We start from the raw sequence: 15,074 nt of genomic DNA, 5'->3' as shown, positions 1-15,074 counted from the left end.
GGGATGCGGCATCATCGTTTTCAATGGCTGATTGGGAGTTTGTTGGTCCTGGTCACGTTGGCCATTTCTGGCGCCATCTATTTCACCCAACACCGACCCCGGACCGTTGCCGTGGTTAAGAGCCACATGATTCAGCAGCATTACCGCCAGTGGCAACGGGAGTACCTTAGCGGGAACCAAGTGAAGCACGTGCGCACCACGACTAAGGGTCCCGAGCAGGCCCTGTCCGAGGCTCAGGGATACGGCATGCTGATTACGGTGCTGGCTGCGGAACACGGAATTGCGACCCGGCGGACCTTCGACCAGTTGACCCGGTACTACCTCGACCACCGGATTGGTCGGCACAACGCGCTGATGGCTTGGCGTCAGCAACAGGTCCAGCATCAGATGAAGGATCGTGAGGCTGCGGCGACCAGTGCGACCGATGGCGACTTGGACATCGCTTACGCTCTGTTGTTGGCCCATGAGCGGTGGGGAAGTATCGGGGATTTAGACTATAAGACCCTCGCACAGCAGTTGATCAGTGATATTGAAAAGTACGAAATCAATCCGCGTACGAAGCTACCGCGGGTGGGGAACTGGGCGACCAGCCGCCAGAGTACCCAAATCATCCGGCCATCGGACTTGTCGACCGCCTACTTCCGGAAATTCGCCAAATACATGCAGGATGGGTCCTGGATCAAGGTGGCCTTAAATAGTCAGAAGGTTCTCCAGAAGATTAGCGACCGCCACTCAACGGGCTTGATTCCGGACTTTATCCGGGTGACCAACCAGGACTTGAACTTGCAGGATGTCCGGCCTAACCAGATTGCGTCGAAGTTCGACAACGCGTATGGTTTCAACGCTTGTCGGGTCCCATGGCGGGCTGCTTACGACTATCAAGTGTCGAAGAGCCCGCTAAGTGGGGAAGTCGCCGAAAAACTCCTGACCTTCTTCAGCCACCAAAAGGAGATTAAAGCCGTCTACACGCTGGGGGGTCAGGCCCAAGAGAAATACAGCAGTCCGGCGTTTACGGCGCCGTTAGCGTACGCGGCCCAGGCCATGGGCCACGAAGGCTTGAGCCAGCGGTACCTGCCCTTCTTGACCGCCAAGCAACCCGCCGATAATTACTACGCGGCGACGTTGCAGATGTTGATGTTAGTGATGAGTGGGGACTTGGCTTAGCGGCGAAGCAGTTACCTTATCGCGGTTTACCGGGCTAATTAGCGGTTCCGGAGACCATTTAGGTTGCTAGATTAGTCTTTCAATTAGAATCTAGACAGTCTCGAGTGTGTAGGCGTCGAACGTGAATTTGCGTTCGGCGCCTTTTGGGTCGTGACAAACTTTTGTGATAAATTACTTTGACACACACAGTAATTGGTGATACATTTAATGCAACCAGAACGAGAGGAGTTGGTTGGGTTTGGCTGAGGTGATTTCTAAAGATCTCATCCGGGGACATACGGACACGATTATTTTGAACATTCTTCATCAAGGTGATAGTTACGGGTATCAGGTGGCCAAGCGCGTCCGCGAACTGAGCGGCGGCCACTACGACCTCAACGAGGCGACCCTCTACACGGTCTTTCGCCGGTTAGGCAAGAACGGTGCCGTGACGAATTACTGGGGGGACGAGACCCAGGGCTCACGGCGCAAGTACTATCACATTACCGCTAAGGGAGAAGAAATCTTACAAGCGAATACGGCGGCTTGGCGGGTGGCCAAGCCCATCATTGACCAGCTGATTACTGGGCAGATCAATCAGGAGGAATAGGCATGGACGAAAAAGTGACGTTAGAGATTCGGACGCGGATGGATCAATTATGCAGTGGGTATCCCGCTTCACGCGACTTAACGGAATTAAAGGAAGAACTGGTGGCCGACCTGACCGAGGCCGTCTCGGAAAAGATCAATCAGGGGATGGCCGTGGACGCCGCCATTGATGCGGCCATGGCCCAACTGGGCGATATTGACAGCCTCTTAAAGGAAGTCACGGGAACGACCAACGCGCAATCTGAGACCACGCACAAAGCCGAACACGGGGCGCAGAACGCAGACCAGACCAGTGAAACGGACGATGATGGGGTCTTCGTCGACCACGACGGGGATGATGTCCGCATTGGCGGGCAGAACGGGCTACACATCCATGGCGACCAAATCACCTGGCGCGGGAAGAAGATTATCGACCATGATCGGGTTCACCTGGGTAACCTGGTCCAGGTCGACGGTGACCATGTTCGAGTGGCGGACGGGCTAGTCGATGTCGATGGTGACAACGTGCGGATCGCCGGACAGAAGATCGTTTCCACCGGGAGTCACCGGCATAAATCTTCCCGGGACCAGACGGCTAAGCAGACCTTTCGGACTTACGTGGAGTCCTTGAAGCTGGTCAACACCCGGCACTTCCTGGTTACGGGCTTGCGTCAGCTGGTCATCAACTACCCGGATGCCGCGATTAAGCTGGGTCCTAGTGCTCAGAATCAGATTGTGGTCAACGAGTACATGAGTCGGGATAACCCGCGCTACTACTTACAGGCCGACCAGTCGGCGGATCAATTGACCCTGCGACAGGGGGACCTCCCCCGGCTCTGGCCCCTGCATATTCGTGCGGAGATCTTCCTGCCGGCTAGTCTGACGGGGAAGGTCCAACTAGATGCGGGCAACGGCAGCCTGGAAATCAGTGATTTAGACCTGGCCACCACGGTGGAGGCCCACGCCACGAACGGCAGCGTCAAGCTATTCAACAACCAGCTAGCGGGGGTGCAGGTCCAGGCCACCAATGGTAGCGTCCGGGTGGATCAGATTACAGCGGCCACAGTCCAAGTCAGCAGTCAAAACGGCTCGGTGGGTGTTCGCCACGGGCAGGGTCAGTTGACCGCAACGTCGCACAATGGCAGTCTCCGCATCGCGGACTTCCAGGGTGACGGCCAGGTGACCAGCCATAACGGTTCCGTCCAGGTCGACGGATTAACGGGGCAGTTGACGGGGAGTACCGCCAACGGCTCACTCACCGTGCACCAGTTACGGGGTGGGGGGACTTTCCACGCCCACCACGGGAGCCTGAAGATTGGTGTCGCTCGGCTGACCGGGGACTTAGCGGCCGATGGGGCGGGCAACGTTCACCTGACCGTTGCTCCGGATCAGGTCTACCGTTTCGACCTCAAGACCCACCACGGCCACGTCGCGTTACCCCAAGTCGTGCACCTCAGCTTAAATGATGATCAGCATAAGATTGGGGCGGTGGGGGATGCCGCGCAGCACCAAATCACCGTCGTCACCACCAACGGCAACGTGCACCTCAAGTAATCTAAAAAAGCTATCGTTCTGCCTATTTACAGAACGGTAGCTTTTTAATTTCAGGTCCCGAAGTATTGCTTAATGGGAACTAGTTATTCTATGCAACATTAGGAATGTTACCATGTAGGGCAATTTGGGGTTACTATTTCTTGACTGACGGGAGTATAATCAGGTGAGATTGTTGTCGTTTGAGGACCTTTCCGGGTGGCCTCTGGTTAGACCACTTTTCGGCGTTAGGCTTAGAACCACGCGGATTCTTCAAATTGTAAAGCAAAGCACGACAATTTTTCAAAAAGGTTGATGTTTTCGGGTAGGGAAGCGATACTATCAGGGGTGTATCTGGTACACTAAGTGTATAGATACCACCATGGTCGTAATTGGTGTAAATTTACTTGGCTGATTTGAGCCAACGGCAGTTCACAAGAACGACCCGCAGCTAATCCCAGGAAAACGGTGGTTGGGGTCACGAAATCCACAGTCCCCGTATACGTTAGTCCTCCGGCAATCAGGGAGGCTAACTGGTTTTCCTGGTAGGCTGTTTGCAAGGTTGATCGAATTTGCTGACTGGCAGGTTGCATATGGTCATCACGTCCTTGAGGTGAAGATTAAATCTATTATAGAACATATGTTCCGTTTTGGGGAGCCCTATTTTTAACATCACCGGATAATTTACTTTATGGTTGAATCGTATAACAGGTGATATACTTGGCTAGAATCATCACTGAACCTGGCAAAGATTGATGGGGACATCGTGACGGAACTGCCGGACAGACAAAAACAATGACTTGGTTCGCATGATGCGCGACCGCAAAGGAGTAATGGGAAGACAATGACAGAAACGACGAATGACACGTTAACGGAAGCACAGCTCAAGCAAGAATTTGACGACTTGTACATGCACATCTTCAAGTACATTGGGGACTTCGTGTCGATCCCTACGCAGAAGTACAACCTGACATTTGAAGCTTACATGGTCATGGAGAACGTGGCGCGGAGCAAGAACGGTCAGACGTTGGTAGAACTGGCCAAGCTCGAGGGGGTCTCCAAGAGCGCGATTGCCCGTCAAGTCAACGTCCTCCTGAAGGAAAACTACGTGATGCAAAAAGTAGATCCTAACGACCGGCGGGTGAAGTACATCACTTTAACGGCGGCGGGGAGTCGGGTTCAACGGAACTTGGCCCAAGCCACGGACGAACGGTTCCACCGGTGGTTAGGCTTCTTCGGTCGCGACGAAGCGGAACACTTTATCGACGTCCTCCACAAGGCTAACGAAAATGCGATTGCGGCAGGCTTTGTTGGGTTTGACAGTTTACATGATAAACGACGGAACTCCAACCGGCACTCTGAGAAACACACCAACCGGATGGGGAATCTCTAGGATAATTTTGGAAGAGTCTGGGACTAGGTGCCCAGGCTTTTTTCGTACGTTGAGCCAAGGGGAGTGACATTCTCATCTGCCTTACCGGTTGTGCCCTGAAGAGGCTGGATTGAGCTACCTAAGGCAGTTTTCCCAACGTTTTAAATTGGAAATATCAACGTGTGGGACTGTTAAAGCCAAATAAGCAGGCAACCTCGAGTCGCTGATGTGCATCACCATACACTTGATGCTACAAGCGATTGGCGGTCTGACTCACATAAACGACCACTATGACCTTATCCTGTTTAGGATGGGGTCTTTTTTAACCAATAATAGTCGTCAATAATATGCTTGAATACCACAGCCTAGTGGCGAATCATGTTCCGCCATGGTTACACGACTGTAAGCCGTGAGGACGGCCAGACAAGGCTCAGCCGTGACATTTTCCTTGGTGAGCGTTTTTCAGCTCGCCTAGGAAAAGGCCAAGCTTGGAGACCTGCACTTGGGGCTTCAAGTTGTGCCCATGGCGTTCCAGCCTTGTCTGGCCGTCCGGTAAGGCGGATGACAAGCGCAGCTGAGGTTTTGCAGAGCTAATCTTAGGATGCTTCGTACCTTGGCAGAGGCGGTGGAGCGTCCTCGGACGGATAATTCCGCTGAATGGCGGAGAAAATTTGGCAACGAGCCCCATAGCGTGTATACTAAGGACACTTATTATTAGTAAGTAATCAAGCAAAGGAGTCGAGCGTATGACAAGTTTAAAGATGAGTGATCGGTTTTACGACTTATTGGTAAAGAAACAGCTGACGGATAAGGACTTGATCCTGATTGCGGACGATGGCGGCGGAAAGTATTCTCTGAATGGCGGGGCTTGTACGATTGGGACCCAGTTCACGCTGATTACGCTGGACCATCCGGATCCCGATTATCCAGTCGCGATTGATAACGCTCGGGGCCTCAAGTTATGGTCATCGGACTACAACCTGTACTTCTTCGATACGGGTCTCACGCTGGACTTCCAGCACAACAGCATCATCATTAAGGACGATGCGCACTTGCTGGACAGCGCGGTACAGATTGCCGATGGGCAACAAGTCTTAGCGGCCTTCGAACAGGGTGTGACGGCCCCCAGTGAAACCTGCTAGTCACGATTAGCTAATTTCTAAACAATAAAATAACCTCCTAGAATCGCCAGTTGGTGGCGTCCTAGGAGGTCATTTTTTACGGTTTAATTTTGAGTGGTGCCCTTAGCCGGAGTGGGCGCTAAGGCCCGGTGAATCCGGTCTTCGTCGTAGAAGAGCAGGACAATCAACATGACCACGTACAATAGGAGTGGAATCCAAGCGTAGTTGAGGATGATCATGTGCTGGGTCGCCAGGTTCTGCGGGCGGTTCGCAACGTAGCCGGAGAAGTGGAAGAGACCGGCCGTCACCAGACCACCTAGTCCTAGGCCCACGTTGACCCCGAAGTCATCCGTCGACGCCAGGATCCCTTCGGCTTGGATGCCCAAGGCGGTGCCGTAACGAATAGTGTCGGCAATCATGATGGAGACCAGCCCGATAATCAGGCCGTTCCCCACGGCGTTAACTAGGATGCCCGTAAAGATGGTGGGCAGGTGGCTGAACGTGGTCCCTAGGGACAGGATCAACTGGCCAATGATGGCCACGACGATGCCCCCTAGCATGGTCCGCTTCTTGCCCCAGTGGTTCGCCGCGTGGACAATCAGCACCACGCCAATCAGCGCCGCGAAGGTGAAACTGTTAGCGATGGGGACCAGGCTTTCTTGGTGCATTAAGTACTTAAAGTAGTAGATGGTGGTCTGGTTCTTAATGGCCGTGGTCAACCAATACAGCAAAATGACCACGGAGATGATCAACCAAGGCTGGTTTTGCCGCAACATCCGCGTCACGGCGCCCCAAGATTGGGTGGGGTGGTCGGGACTGGTGAAGCGTTCGCGAACCTGGAAGAACGTGTTCCAGATCAGAATCAAGGAGATGCCCCCGAAGACGGCGATGGTCAACAGGAAGCCCTTTTGCTGATTCCCGTGACCGAAGAAGGCCACCAAGGGCAACGTGAACACCGCAACCACGATTTGAACCGCGCTACCGCTGAATTGGCGGATGACCCCCAGCAACGTCATTTCCTGGTCGTTGTGGGTCAGGGTCGGGAGAATCGAGGTGATGGGCAGGTTGACCGCCGTGTAGAAGAAGCCCAGTCCCAGGTAAGTCACGTAGGCCCAGACCAGTTTGCCGGTACCGCTAAAGGGCGGCGTGACGAAGGTCAGGATGGCGAACGCCACGTAGGGCAACGCGTACCAGAGAAAGAACGGCCGGCTCTTGCCCCACTTGGAGTGGGTGTGGTCGATCATGACCCCGATAATCAGGCTTTCGACCACGTCGGCGAGCCGGGCGACGATGAAGAGGATGGCGGCAGCGCTGGCGGACAGGCCATAGACGTCCGTGTAGAAGAACAGCAGGTAGGTCGTCATCATCTGAAAGACCAGATTGTCGGCAGCGTCACTCATGCCATAACTGATCCGTTCGGGCCATTTGGTCTGCCAGGGTGATTGCATGCGAGCGCCTCCTAACTTATTGGCGTGCTTGGGCCACTAACCGGCGGTAGACCTCATCGCCGACTAGGTCGTTGGTGACCATCCAGATCACGTGACCCAAAGCTTCCGAGACGTGTTCTTCTTCCGGTTGATCCTTAGCGGATGGGACAGTTCCCATGGCGGGCATGATGCCCAGGTGGAAGGCGACCCAGATGGCTAGACCGAACCAGGTGCCGGCGTCCTTCTTGATGGCCGGAATCTTCTCACCTAGAATCTGGTAGAGGACGGCGAAGGTGGTCGAGAAGCCGAAGTGGATCACGTAACTGACCCAAGGCAACTCGTGGCCGGAATAGTGGTAAGTGGCGTGGGTCACTTTGGCCGGAACGCCGAATTGTTGGAGTAGCGTTTGGGGTGGGTTCGTCGCGTCCCGTTCCTCAGTGCGGGGGGGCAGGACGTTTTCCCAGCCCAGCTTGACCAGCCCGGAGACCACGCCAGCGGCCGTTCCCGCAATGATCGCGGCGGGCAAGTGTAATGAACGTTTCGATAAGAATGACATTGTGAAGACTCCTTTCTAGAATCATCTACTTTTAGTATAAACGCTTCAATCGTGAAATTAAGGGGATTTGTTTGGGATTACGCGTGGTAGGGGTGGGCTTTCAGCAAGCGGCTGTAGAAGGTCACCTCAGCCAGCGCGTCCCGGAGCCGTTGGGCGAAATGGTCACTGTTGGCGACGTCTGGTCGGAGGGTCCCCTCGGCGGTGAAATTCTGGTCAGCGTTCCAGAGGAGCACCGGCGTCGGCAGTACGAACATCTTAAGCATCTGGAGAATCGGCACCACCGATGCGGCGGCCAGCATTCCGCCATCACTATAGTGGGAATAGGTCACCACTTGAACCGGCTTGTGGTCGACCTGGCCGCCAACCGAGTCTAGGGCGTTCTTCAGCCCACCGGGAATCGCGTGGTCGTATTCAGGACTTAAAATCACGTAGCCATCCTGGGCCGCGAGTTGGTCCAACCAGGCCTTTTCGGTAGCGGTCGGCTGGCTAATGGGGCGGTCTAGGGGCGTCTCGGGGTGGTCGTAGAACGGCAACGGGTAGTCACGCAGATCCAGCCAGGTGTAGGTCACGTCCGCGGTGTTGGGAAACTGGTGCTTTAAGTAACTGAAGATCTGGGCACCCAGCGAAGATGACCGGGTGGTGCCGAGAATCAGGGCAATCTTTGTCATGGAAAAGGCCTCCGTAAAATTACTAACTATTAGTAAGAAATGAATCCACTGTAGCACGGTTGAAGGCCGTTGTCGAGGAAACGGGGATAGAAATTGGGGTGCCCCGGTGAGAAAATTCAGGGGGGACTGGCGGACGGTAAGCCTTGAAAGTCGCGGAGAATCCCGCGAATGTGCTAAGCTAATTGGTGACAACTTTTGTGCTTAAGAGAGGGGTAACGGCATGTCATTACCAGAATTTCCACAAGGCTTCATTGAGATTCAAGATGCCACGCAAAATAACCTGCAGCACGTGAACCTGCGGGTACCCAAATACCAGACCACGGTCTTCGTGGGCCTATCTGGGTCGGGGAAGTCGTCGCTGGTGTTTGACACCATTGCAGCGGCGTCCCGGCGCGAATTAAACGAGACGTTTCCCAGCTTCACCCAGCAATACTTACCTAAGTACGGTCAGCCACACGTGGGCGATATCGAACATCTGCCCGTGGCCATCGTGATCGCCCAGCAACGGCTGGGAAAGAACGTCCGGTCTACTTTGGCGACCTATACGGGGATCTATTCGCTGTTGCGTCTTTTGTTCTCCCGTATCGGGAAACCGTTTATTGGTTACTCCGACACCTTTTCCTTCAACCTGCCACAGGGGATGTGCCCGACCTGTCAGGGCTTGGGGTACGTGGACGACATCGATGAGCACCAGCTGATCGACCCCGAAAAGTCGTTGAACCAAGGCGCCATCACCTTCGTCAGTTTTGCGCCGAACACCTGGCGTTGGCGGCGTTACGGGACCAGCGGACTCTTCGACAACGATAAGCCCATCAAGGACTATACGCCCGAAGAGTACGACCTCTTGATGCATGCGCCCCAACAGAAGCTGGCTCATCCAGGGAAGGATTTTCCCCGTACGGCGCTGTACGAAGGCGTCGTTCCGCGGATTCGGCGGTCGATCATCGGGAAAAAGGAAGCGGAACACCACAAGGCCGCCATCGCTGCTATCGTGACCCGCAAGCCTTGCCCGACCTGTCACGGAACTCGATTACGGGCCGAGGTCCTGACCAACCACATTAATGGGAAGAACATCGCAGAAGTCTCCGCCATGGACCTCCGGCACGTGTTGACCTTCTTACAGGGCATCACGGAACCCCTGGCGACCGACGTGGTCCGGGAATTGACCACCAAGATTCAATCCCTGGTGGACATCGGCTTAGGGTACCTGACGTTGGACCGGGGGACTAGTTCCCTGTCCGGCGGGGAAGCCCAACGCATTCGCATCGCCAAGTACCTGACCAGTGCGTTGGTCGACATGGTCTATATCCTGGATGAACCCAGTGTGGGCCTGCACCCGCACGATATTCAGTTGATCAAGGCGGCGTTGACCAAGTTGAAGGATAAGGGCAACACGATTCTGGTGGTGGAACACAACCCGGCGATGATCGCCTTTGCGGATTACGTAGTCGAGATGGGGCCCCATGCCGGGTCCGCCGGGGGTCAAGTAACCTTCACGGGGACCTACCCTGAACTGTTGGCCTCCCAGACGTTGACTGGAAAATGGCTACGCCAGCCGCACACCTGGGGCTTAGAACGCCCCGCAACGGACCACCTCTCACTGCGACAGGTGACCCAAAACAACTTGCACGCGGTAGACGTGGATGTGCCGCTGGGAATCATGACGGTGATTTCCGGGGTCGCCGGGTCCGGGAAAAGTTCGTTGGTGAGTGTGATTAAGCAACACTTGCAGACCGACTACATCGACCTGGCCCAGGCACCGGTCGGCATCAATATCCGCTCGACCCCGGCGACTTACCTGGGCGTCTTGGACGAGATCCGTAAGCTCTTTGGCCGGGAGAACGGGGTGGCCCTGGGGTGGTTCAGCTATAACGGCAAGGGCGCTTGTCCCCGGTGCAAGGGGAAGGGCGTCACCATCACCAATATGGCCTTCATGGACCCCGTGGTGCAGACCTGTGAACTCTGCCAGGGAAAACGCTACAGTGACCAGGCCTTACAGTACCAGTACCATCACCGCAATATTGCGGAGGTACTGAGTCTGTCGGTCACGGCCGCGGCAGAATTCTTCCGCGACACGCCAGCAGTGGCCAAGCAACTGGCAAACTTAGACCGGGTCGGTTTAGGCTACCTCACGTTAGACCAACCCCTGACCACCTTGTCGGGTGGGGAATTGCAACGCTTGAAGCTGGCGGTCGAGTTGGGGAAGCAGGGCACGATTTACCTGCTGGACGAACCCACGGCCGGGCTGCATTTACAGGATACGGACCGGTTATTGAAGCTCTTCAACCAGCTGGTCACGGCGGGAAACTCGTTGATTATTATCGAACACAACCTGGCGGTCATCAGCCAGGCTGATTGGTTGATCGACGTGGGTCCGGACGCCGGCCAGTATGGGGGCCGGATCCAGTACGCGGGCGTGCCGCGCAAGTCCGTTACGGTTCCCACGTCCCGCACCGGCGTGGCCTTGAAAGCTTGGATGCAAGACTAACCTCATCATATTGTTGAATTGGCGCTCGGAGGGATGACCCTGGGGGCCAATTTTTTTACGCCTGTGGTGAGTCCGCCTTACCGGACGGCCAGCCAGGGCTGCGTTTAAATCCAAGTGCTGATTCAGAGGGGAGAGTAAATTTGGAGTGCCCTAGACCTGAACTTAAGATTTAGAAATTCGTGGTGCTCAAAGTTGAGTTTGGGAGCAGACTCTGCGAAAGACCAAGACGTTATGGGGCAGGTCACAGGACGGGAGAATTGGACGAAACCTGGTGTAAGCCGTGAGGGTGGTCAGACAGGGCTCAGCCGTGAAATTTGACTTGGGGAGCGTTCCTCAGCTGCCCTAGTCAAAGGCCAATCTTCGAGACCGTTCTTTGGGCTTGAAGTTGTGCCCACGGCGTTCCAGCCCTGTCTGACCACCCGGTAAGGCGCTGATCTAGACTATCTGTCCAACGCTTAATGAAACGTACGTTCTCTCTGGGGTGGATTTGTGGTAAACTTATTCCTATTCTATTGGTGAAAGGAACGACTGCTTGTGATGGCAACCACGATTTTGACCCCGGCGGAGAACCGCTTCTTACAACTGACCTACCCCGCATTGGCGGACCCCGCGTTGACCCGGTTGATGCCGGTTTTACGCGACCACCCCACGGTTAAGACCACCAGTGATTGGTTGACTGCACGGGCGAAACAAGCGGTGGCGGCAAGTCGCATCGACTGGTTAGTACAGGGGAGTCTGGCCTGGAAACTGTTGGCGGATTCCCCTTACGCCATCAACCCCAGCGACCAGCGTGGTCAGTGGCATCACTGTGCGCTCTGCCATTTGCCAGTGCGGTACGAGTATCACGTGGTCTTACGTTCGGACGGTCGGGAAATCGTGGTGGGGTCCGAGTGCGTGAAGAAGTTCATGAGTGATGAAATGCAGTACCTGATGACCATCACCACCGAGGATAACTTCCACGCGGTGGCCCAGTACGATGTCTTGTCAGCGCAGTATCCGCAGGTGCCGGAAATCTTGTGGACGCCGGACGCCCTCCCGCACCTGCCCAGCAACCAACACGCACAGCACCGGTGGGTTCGCCGGGGAACCAAGTCCACGGTGACGGGTTACCTCAAACACCGCACCACCGCGCTTCCGGGCCGCCAACTTTCGCCGTACCTGCAGGGGTACGCGGACCTGCAAGCTAAAAACGCGGCGGCCCAAGCAGCATTGGACCAGCAACGCCAACGCCGCGTTCTACAGGAACAGCAAGCAGCCGAACGCGCACAACAGCGGGCCTGGCAAGCGGCGGCGGACGCCCAGACCACGGCCGAACAGCGGTTACGGCAATCACGCGAGTACCAGACCTGGTTAACGGCGGTAGCCCGGTTAGTGGTTGAACGGGAACCATTGGGAGTCTTTAAACAGCGGTTGGCAGCGGTCCCGGTGCCGAAGCCCGTGGCCCGGCTAGTCAACAGCTACCAGCTGGGGGTCATGGCAACGGAATTCGCCCATCAAAGCCGAATCCAGGCCGAACGGCTACAGATTGTGCCCCGTTACCTGGTTGCCGATTTGAACCAGCGCAGTCGTCAATTGGCTGCTCAACGGCAACGTGATTGGTACGATGATCTGTTCAACGCTGCGGTGGGCTTTGACCTAACCCCCAGCGACCGGCAACGGCGTTTAGCCGAGTTGCAGGCCAGCTGGGAGGGGCACCAGTTATCCGCCCACGTTTACGCGGACCTGGCGACCTTACGGGATCGGCTGAACCAATCGCAGCCGTTACCTAACGGGTGGCCGGATACCTTGCGTCAAGCCATCCAACGCCGGCTAGACCAACAACCCGCCCAAGGCTGGGTTCCCGCACGCAAGAATCACGTGACGCCGGCTCAGCTACGCGCCCTAGTTCCGGACGCGACGACCTTCGCGACAGTTGAACAGCGGTATCACCGGCTCTACGACTTACCGGCTGACCAGGCGGCCGTCACGTTGTCGGCCCTGGCCCAGTATTATTTAGTGGCCCAGGATCGGCAGGCCCACCGGCAAGCGGCGACCCAGGCCCTGGTCCGGCAGCTTCGGTTGCGGGGCCTTTTTTTAAAATTCAAGGCAAACGCTTGTTCCCCTATAAAAAATTCAGTATAATGAAGGTCCTAGGTGAAATCAGGAAGGGGGACCACCAGATGGCGGCTACGCGAACTTACATTGCCATTGATTTGAAATCGTTTTACGCGTCGGCGGAGTGTGCCGCCTTAGGCCTCGATCCGTTGAACGTCAATCTGGTGGTCGCCGACCAGTCCCGGACCGATAAGACCATCTGTCTGGCGGTCTCACCGGCCTTGAAAAAGTTCGGCTTGCCGGGACGGCCCCGGTTGTTTCAGGTCGAACACGCGGTGGCGGAACTGAACCGTGACCGAACCCTCCAGGCCCATCACCGGCTACGGCGAGAATCGGTCTACCGCGACCAGCTGTTGCGCGACCCGACACTTGCGGTCAGCTACCGGGTGGTGGTGCCTCGGATGGCCTACTACCTGCAGGTCAGCAACCAAATCTATCAGATCTACCTGAAATACGTTGCGGCCGACCAGATTCACGTTTACTCGATCGATGAAGTCTTCATGGACGTGACAGCCTATCTGAAGCTCTACCAGACCACCGCCCATGACCTGGCCAAGCGCATCATCCAAGAGGTTCAGCGCCAGACCGGAATTACCGCAACGGCGGGGATTGGCAGTAACCTGTACCTGGCTAAGGTCGCGATGGATATCGTGGCCAAGAAGATTCCCGCCGACCAGGACGGGGTCCGAATCGCCAAGCTCACGGAACTGAGTTACCGTAAGTACCTCTGGGCCCACACGCCGCTGACCGACTTCTGGCGCATCGGCAAGGGGTACGCCCAGCGACTAGAGAAGATGGGGCTGCACACCATGGGCGACATTGCCCGCCAATCGTTGGGGACCTTGTCGGACGCCCACAACGAAGAACAGCTCTACCAAGAGTTCGGGCGGGTCGCCGAGTTGATCATTGACCATGCCTGGGGCTATGAGCCTACCACGATTCACGACATCAAGGCCTACCGCCCTAGTGACCATAGCTTGGGCTCGGGGCAGGTCCTGGCCACGCCGTACCCGTTTGCCAAGGCAAAAATCGTCACGCGCGAAATGATCGACGCGTTAGCCTTGGACCTAGTCAAGCAGCATCAGGTCTGTGACCAGGTCGTTTTGCACGTGGCTTATGACGTCACCAGCTTGACCACGGCCGACGCTAGTGGCGCGGTCACCACCGACTTTTACGGGCGGCGGGTGCTTAAGGCGGCCCACGGGAGTGCCAGCTTACCGGTGCCCACGGCGTCGACGCAACAGTTGCGCCAGGCGGTCTTGCGGCTCTTTGAGGCTAAGGTCAACCGGCATTACCAGGTGCGCAAGCTCACGGTGACGGTCAACCACGTGGTCACCGAACGGCAGGCTGCTGCCCGGGACCACGGCGAACAGCTGGACTTGTTTCAGAGCCCGCAAGTCGAGCAACGAGTGGCCCAGGAGACGGCGACCCAGCGGCGAGAACGCCAGGCCCAAGAGGCCATCTTGAAGATTCAAGAGAAGTTCGGCAAGAACGCCCTATTTTGGGCGGCGGACCTTCAGCCGGGGGCGACATTATTGAAACGGAACCAGGAGATTGGAGGTCACCGCTCATGACGCACGACCAACAGGAAAAACGGGCCATTGCCGAAACGCTGTTCAACAATACCGATGCCTATCGCGACATCATGCGACTCCCGCACCACCGGTCTACCGCCCACCCGGCGATGACCAACGCCGAACGGGCGGCCCAGTTTGCGCCGTTCGCGGCCCTGACCGGCTACAACGACTTGATTGCGGAGAGTGGCGAACAGCTGGTGCAGCAATCGCGGTTGCCCTTTGAAGAAGCGCACCTGTTGCAGCACCGATTGCGCCAGGTGCGGGCCCAACTGGCCACTCGCCCCCGGGTCAAGCTGACCTACTTTGAGGGGGAGACGGGAGAATCCCATACGGTACTGGGCCGCGTCACGGCGCTCGATACCGCTGCCCATACGGTGACCCTAGACGCCGCGGGTCTTTCCAATCGCGAACCTCCAAGCAGTGACGCTCTTACCCACGACTTAACCGTTATCCGAAGACCGTTGCCCTTATGTCAAAAGTGATTTTGAGATAAGGCTTTTACGTAAGGAT

12 protein-coding genes are annotated in these 15,074 nt (G+C 56.2%); 9 read left to right on the top strand and 3 right to left on the bottom strand.

The genetic code is table 11. From position 1 onward, the window contains the following. The first annotated feature begins 3 nt into the window (after positions 1-3). The 5 genes from RIN67_RS11815 (at position 4) to RIN67_RS11795 (ending at position 5,775) form a co-directional block, all read left to right on the top strand. The gene (locus RIN67_RS11815; RefSeq protein ID WP_264999783.1) at positions 4-1,164 is read left to right on the top strand and encodes a glycosyl hydrolase family 8; all 1,161 of its coding nucleotides are present in this window, start codon (positions 4-6) and stop codon (positions 1,162-1,164) included. A 238-nt stretch (positions 1,165-1,402) separates the two neighbouring features. Continuing rightward, positions 1,403-1,753 carry a PadR family transcriptional regulator gene (locus RIN67_RS11810; protein ID WP_107738344.1) on the top strand — a complete coding sequence of 117 codons (351 nt, stop codon included), beginning with the start codon at positions 1,403-1,405 and terminating at the stop codon, positions 1,751-1,753. A gap of 2 nt (positions 1,754-1,755) precedes the next feature. After that, positions 1,756-3,285: a DUF4097 domain-containing protein gene (locus RIN67_RS11805; protein WP_264999784.1), complete on the top strand. Its 1,530-nt coding sequence runs from the start codon at positions 1,756-1,758 to the stop codon at positions 3,283-3,285. An 820-nt stretch (positions 3,286-4,105) separates the two neighbouring features. Beyond that, positions 4,106-4,654: a MarR family winged helix-turn-helix transcriptional regulator gene (locus tag RIN67_RS11800; protein ID WP_056943585.1), complete on the top strand. Its 549-nt coding sequence runs from the start codon at positions 4,106-4,108 to the stop codon at positions 4,652-4,654. A 725-nt stretch (positions 4,655-5,379) separates the two neighbouring features. Continuing rightward, entirely contained in the window at positions 5,380-5,775 is a 396-nt protein-coding gene (locus tag RIN67_RS11795; RefSeq protein WP_024747409.1) for an iron-sulfur cluster biosynthesis family protein, read from the top strand. Positions 5,776-5,858: 83 nt separating this feature from the next. Here the strand turns inward: RIN67_RS11795 and RIN67_RS11790 are convergent, their stop codons facing one another. The 3 genes from RIN67_RS11790 to RIN67_RS11780 form a co-directional block, all read right to left on the bottom strand. After that, positions 5,859-7,202, bottom strand: coding sequence for an MFS transporter (locus RIN67_RS11790; RefSeq protein ID WP_264999785.1), 1,344 nt, complete (start codon positions 7,200-7,202; stop codon positions 5,859-5,861). Between the two features lie 16 nt (positions 7,203-7,218). After that, on the bottom strand, positions 7,219-7,737 hold the full coding sequence (locus tag RIN67_RS11785) for a DUF1440 domain-containing protein (RefSeq protein ID WP_024747411.1): 519 nt from the start codon (positions 7,735-7,737) through the stop codon (positions 7,219-7,221). Positions 7,738-7,814: 77 nt separating this feature from the next. Then, positions 7,815-8,405, bottom strand: a complete 591-nt coding sequence (locus tag RIN67_RS11780; protein ID WP_264999786.1) for an NADPH-dependent FMN reductase — start codon at positions 8,403-8,405, stop codon at positions 7,815-7,817. A 220-nt stretch (positions 8,406-8,625) separates the two neighbouring features. Between RIN67_RS11780 and RIN67_RS11775 the strand changes: the two genes are divergently transcribed. From RIN67_RS11775 to RIN67_RS11760, 4 genes are all read left to right on the top strand, one after another. Continuing rightward, positions 8,626-10,893, top strand: coding sequence for an excinuclease ABC subunit UvrA (locus tag RIN67_RS11775; RefSeq protein WP_264999787.1), 2,268 nt, complete (start codon positions 8,626-8,628; stop codon positions 10,891-10,893). Between the two features lie 537 nt (positions 10,894-11,430). Further along, on the top strand, positions 11,431-13,014 hold the full coding sequence (locus RIN67_RS11770; RefSeq protein WP_264999788.1) for a hypothetical protein: 1,584 nt from the start codon (positions 11,431-11,433) through the stop codon (positions 13,012-13,014). Positions 13,015-13,052: 38 nt separating this feature from the next. After that, the gene (locus RIN67_RS11765) at positions 13,053-14,561 is read left to right on the top strand and encodes a Y-family DNA polymerase (protein ID WP_264999789.1); all 1,509 of its coding nucleotides are present in this window, start codon (positions 13,053-13,055) and stop codon (positions 14,559-14,561) included. Next, positions 14,558-15,046, top strand: coding sequence for a hypothetical protein (locus RIN67_RS11760; protein ID WP_264999790.1), 489 nt, complete (start codon positions 14,558-14,560; stop codon positions 15,044-15,046). Before RIN67_RS11765 ends, RIN67_RS11760 begins: the two co-directional genes overlap by 4 nt. Positions 15,047-15,074: the final 28 nt, after the last annotated feature.

The organism is Levilactobacillus namurensis, assembly GCF_032197885.1.
In the GTDB taxonomy this organism is placed as follows: domain Bacteria; phylum Bacillota; class Bacilli; order Lactobacillales; family Lactobacillaceae; genus Levilactobacillus; species Levilactobacillus namurensis_A.
This window is presented reverse-complemented; position numbering and strand designations above follow the sequence as displayed.

Bases quoted from the DNA above. Each gene is read 5' to 3' on its own strand.
- RIN67_RS11760 (WP_264999790.1), top strand. From the start codon at position 14,558: ATGACGCACGACCAACAGGAAAAACGGGCCATTGCCGAAACGCTGTTC.
- RIN67_RS11805 (WP_264999784.1), top strand. From the start codon at position 1,756: ATGGACGAAAAAGTGACGTTAGAGATTCGGACGCGGATGGATCAATTA.
- RIN67_RS11770 (WP_264999788.1), top strand. From the start codon at position 11,431: ATGGCAACCACGATTTTGACCCCGGCGGAGAACCGCTTCTTACAACTG.
- RIN67_RS11795 (WP_024747409.1), top strand. From the start codon at position 5,380: ATGACAAGTTTAAAGATGAGTGATCGGTTTTACGACTTATTGGTAAAG.
- RIN67_RS11765 (WP_264999789.1), top strand. From the start codon at position 13,053: ATGGCGGCTACGCGAACTTACATTGCCATTGATTTGAAATCGTTTTAC.
- RIN67_RS11775 (WP_264999787.1), top strand. From the start codon at position 8,626: ATGTCATTACCAGAATTTCCACAAGGCTTCATTGAGATTCAAGATGCC.
- RIN67_RS11790 (WP_264999785.1), bottom strand. From the start codon at position 7,202: ATGCAATCACCCTGGCAGACCAAATGGCCCGAACGGATCAGTTATGGC.
- RIN67_RS11800 (WP_056943585.1), top strand. From the start codon at position 4,106: ATGACAGAAACGACGAATGACACGTTAACGGAAGCACAGCTCAAGCAA.
- RIN67_RS11785 (WP_024747411.1), bottom strand. From the start codon at position 7,737: ATGTCATTCTTATCGAAACGTTCATTACACTTGCCCGCCGCGATCATT.
- RIN67_RS11815 (WP_264999783.1), top strand. From the start codon at position 4: ATGCGGCATCATCGTTTTCAATGGCTGATTGGGAGTTTGTTGGTCCTG.
- RIN67_RS11780 (WP_264999786.1), bottom strand. From the start codon at position 8,405: ATGACAAAGATTGCCCTGATTCTCGGCACCACCCGGTCATCTTCGCTG.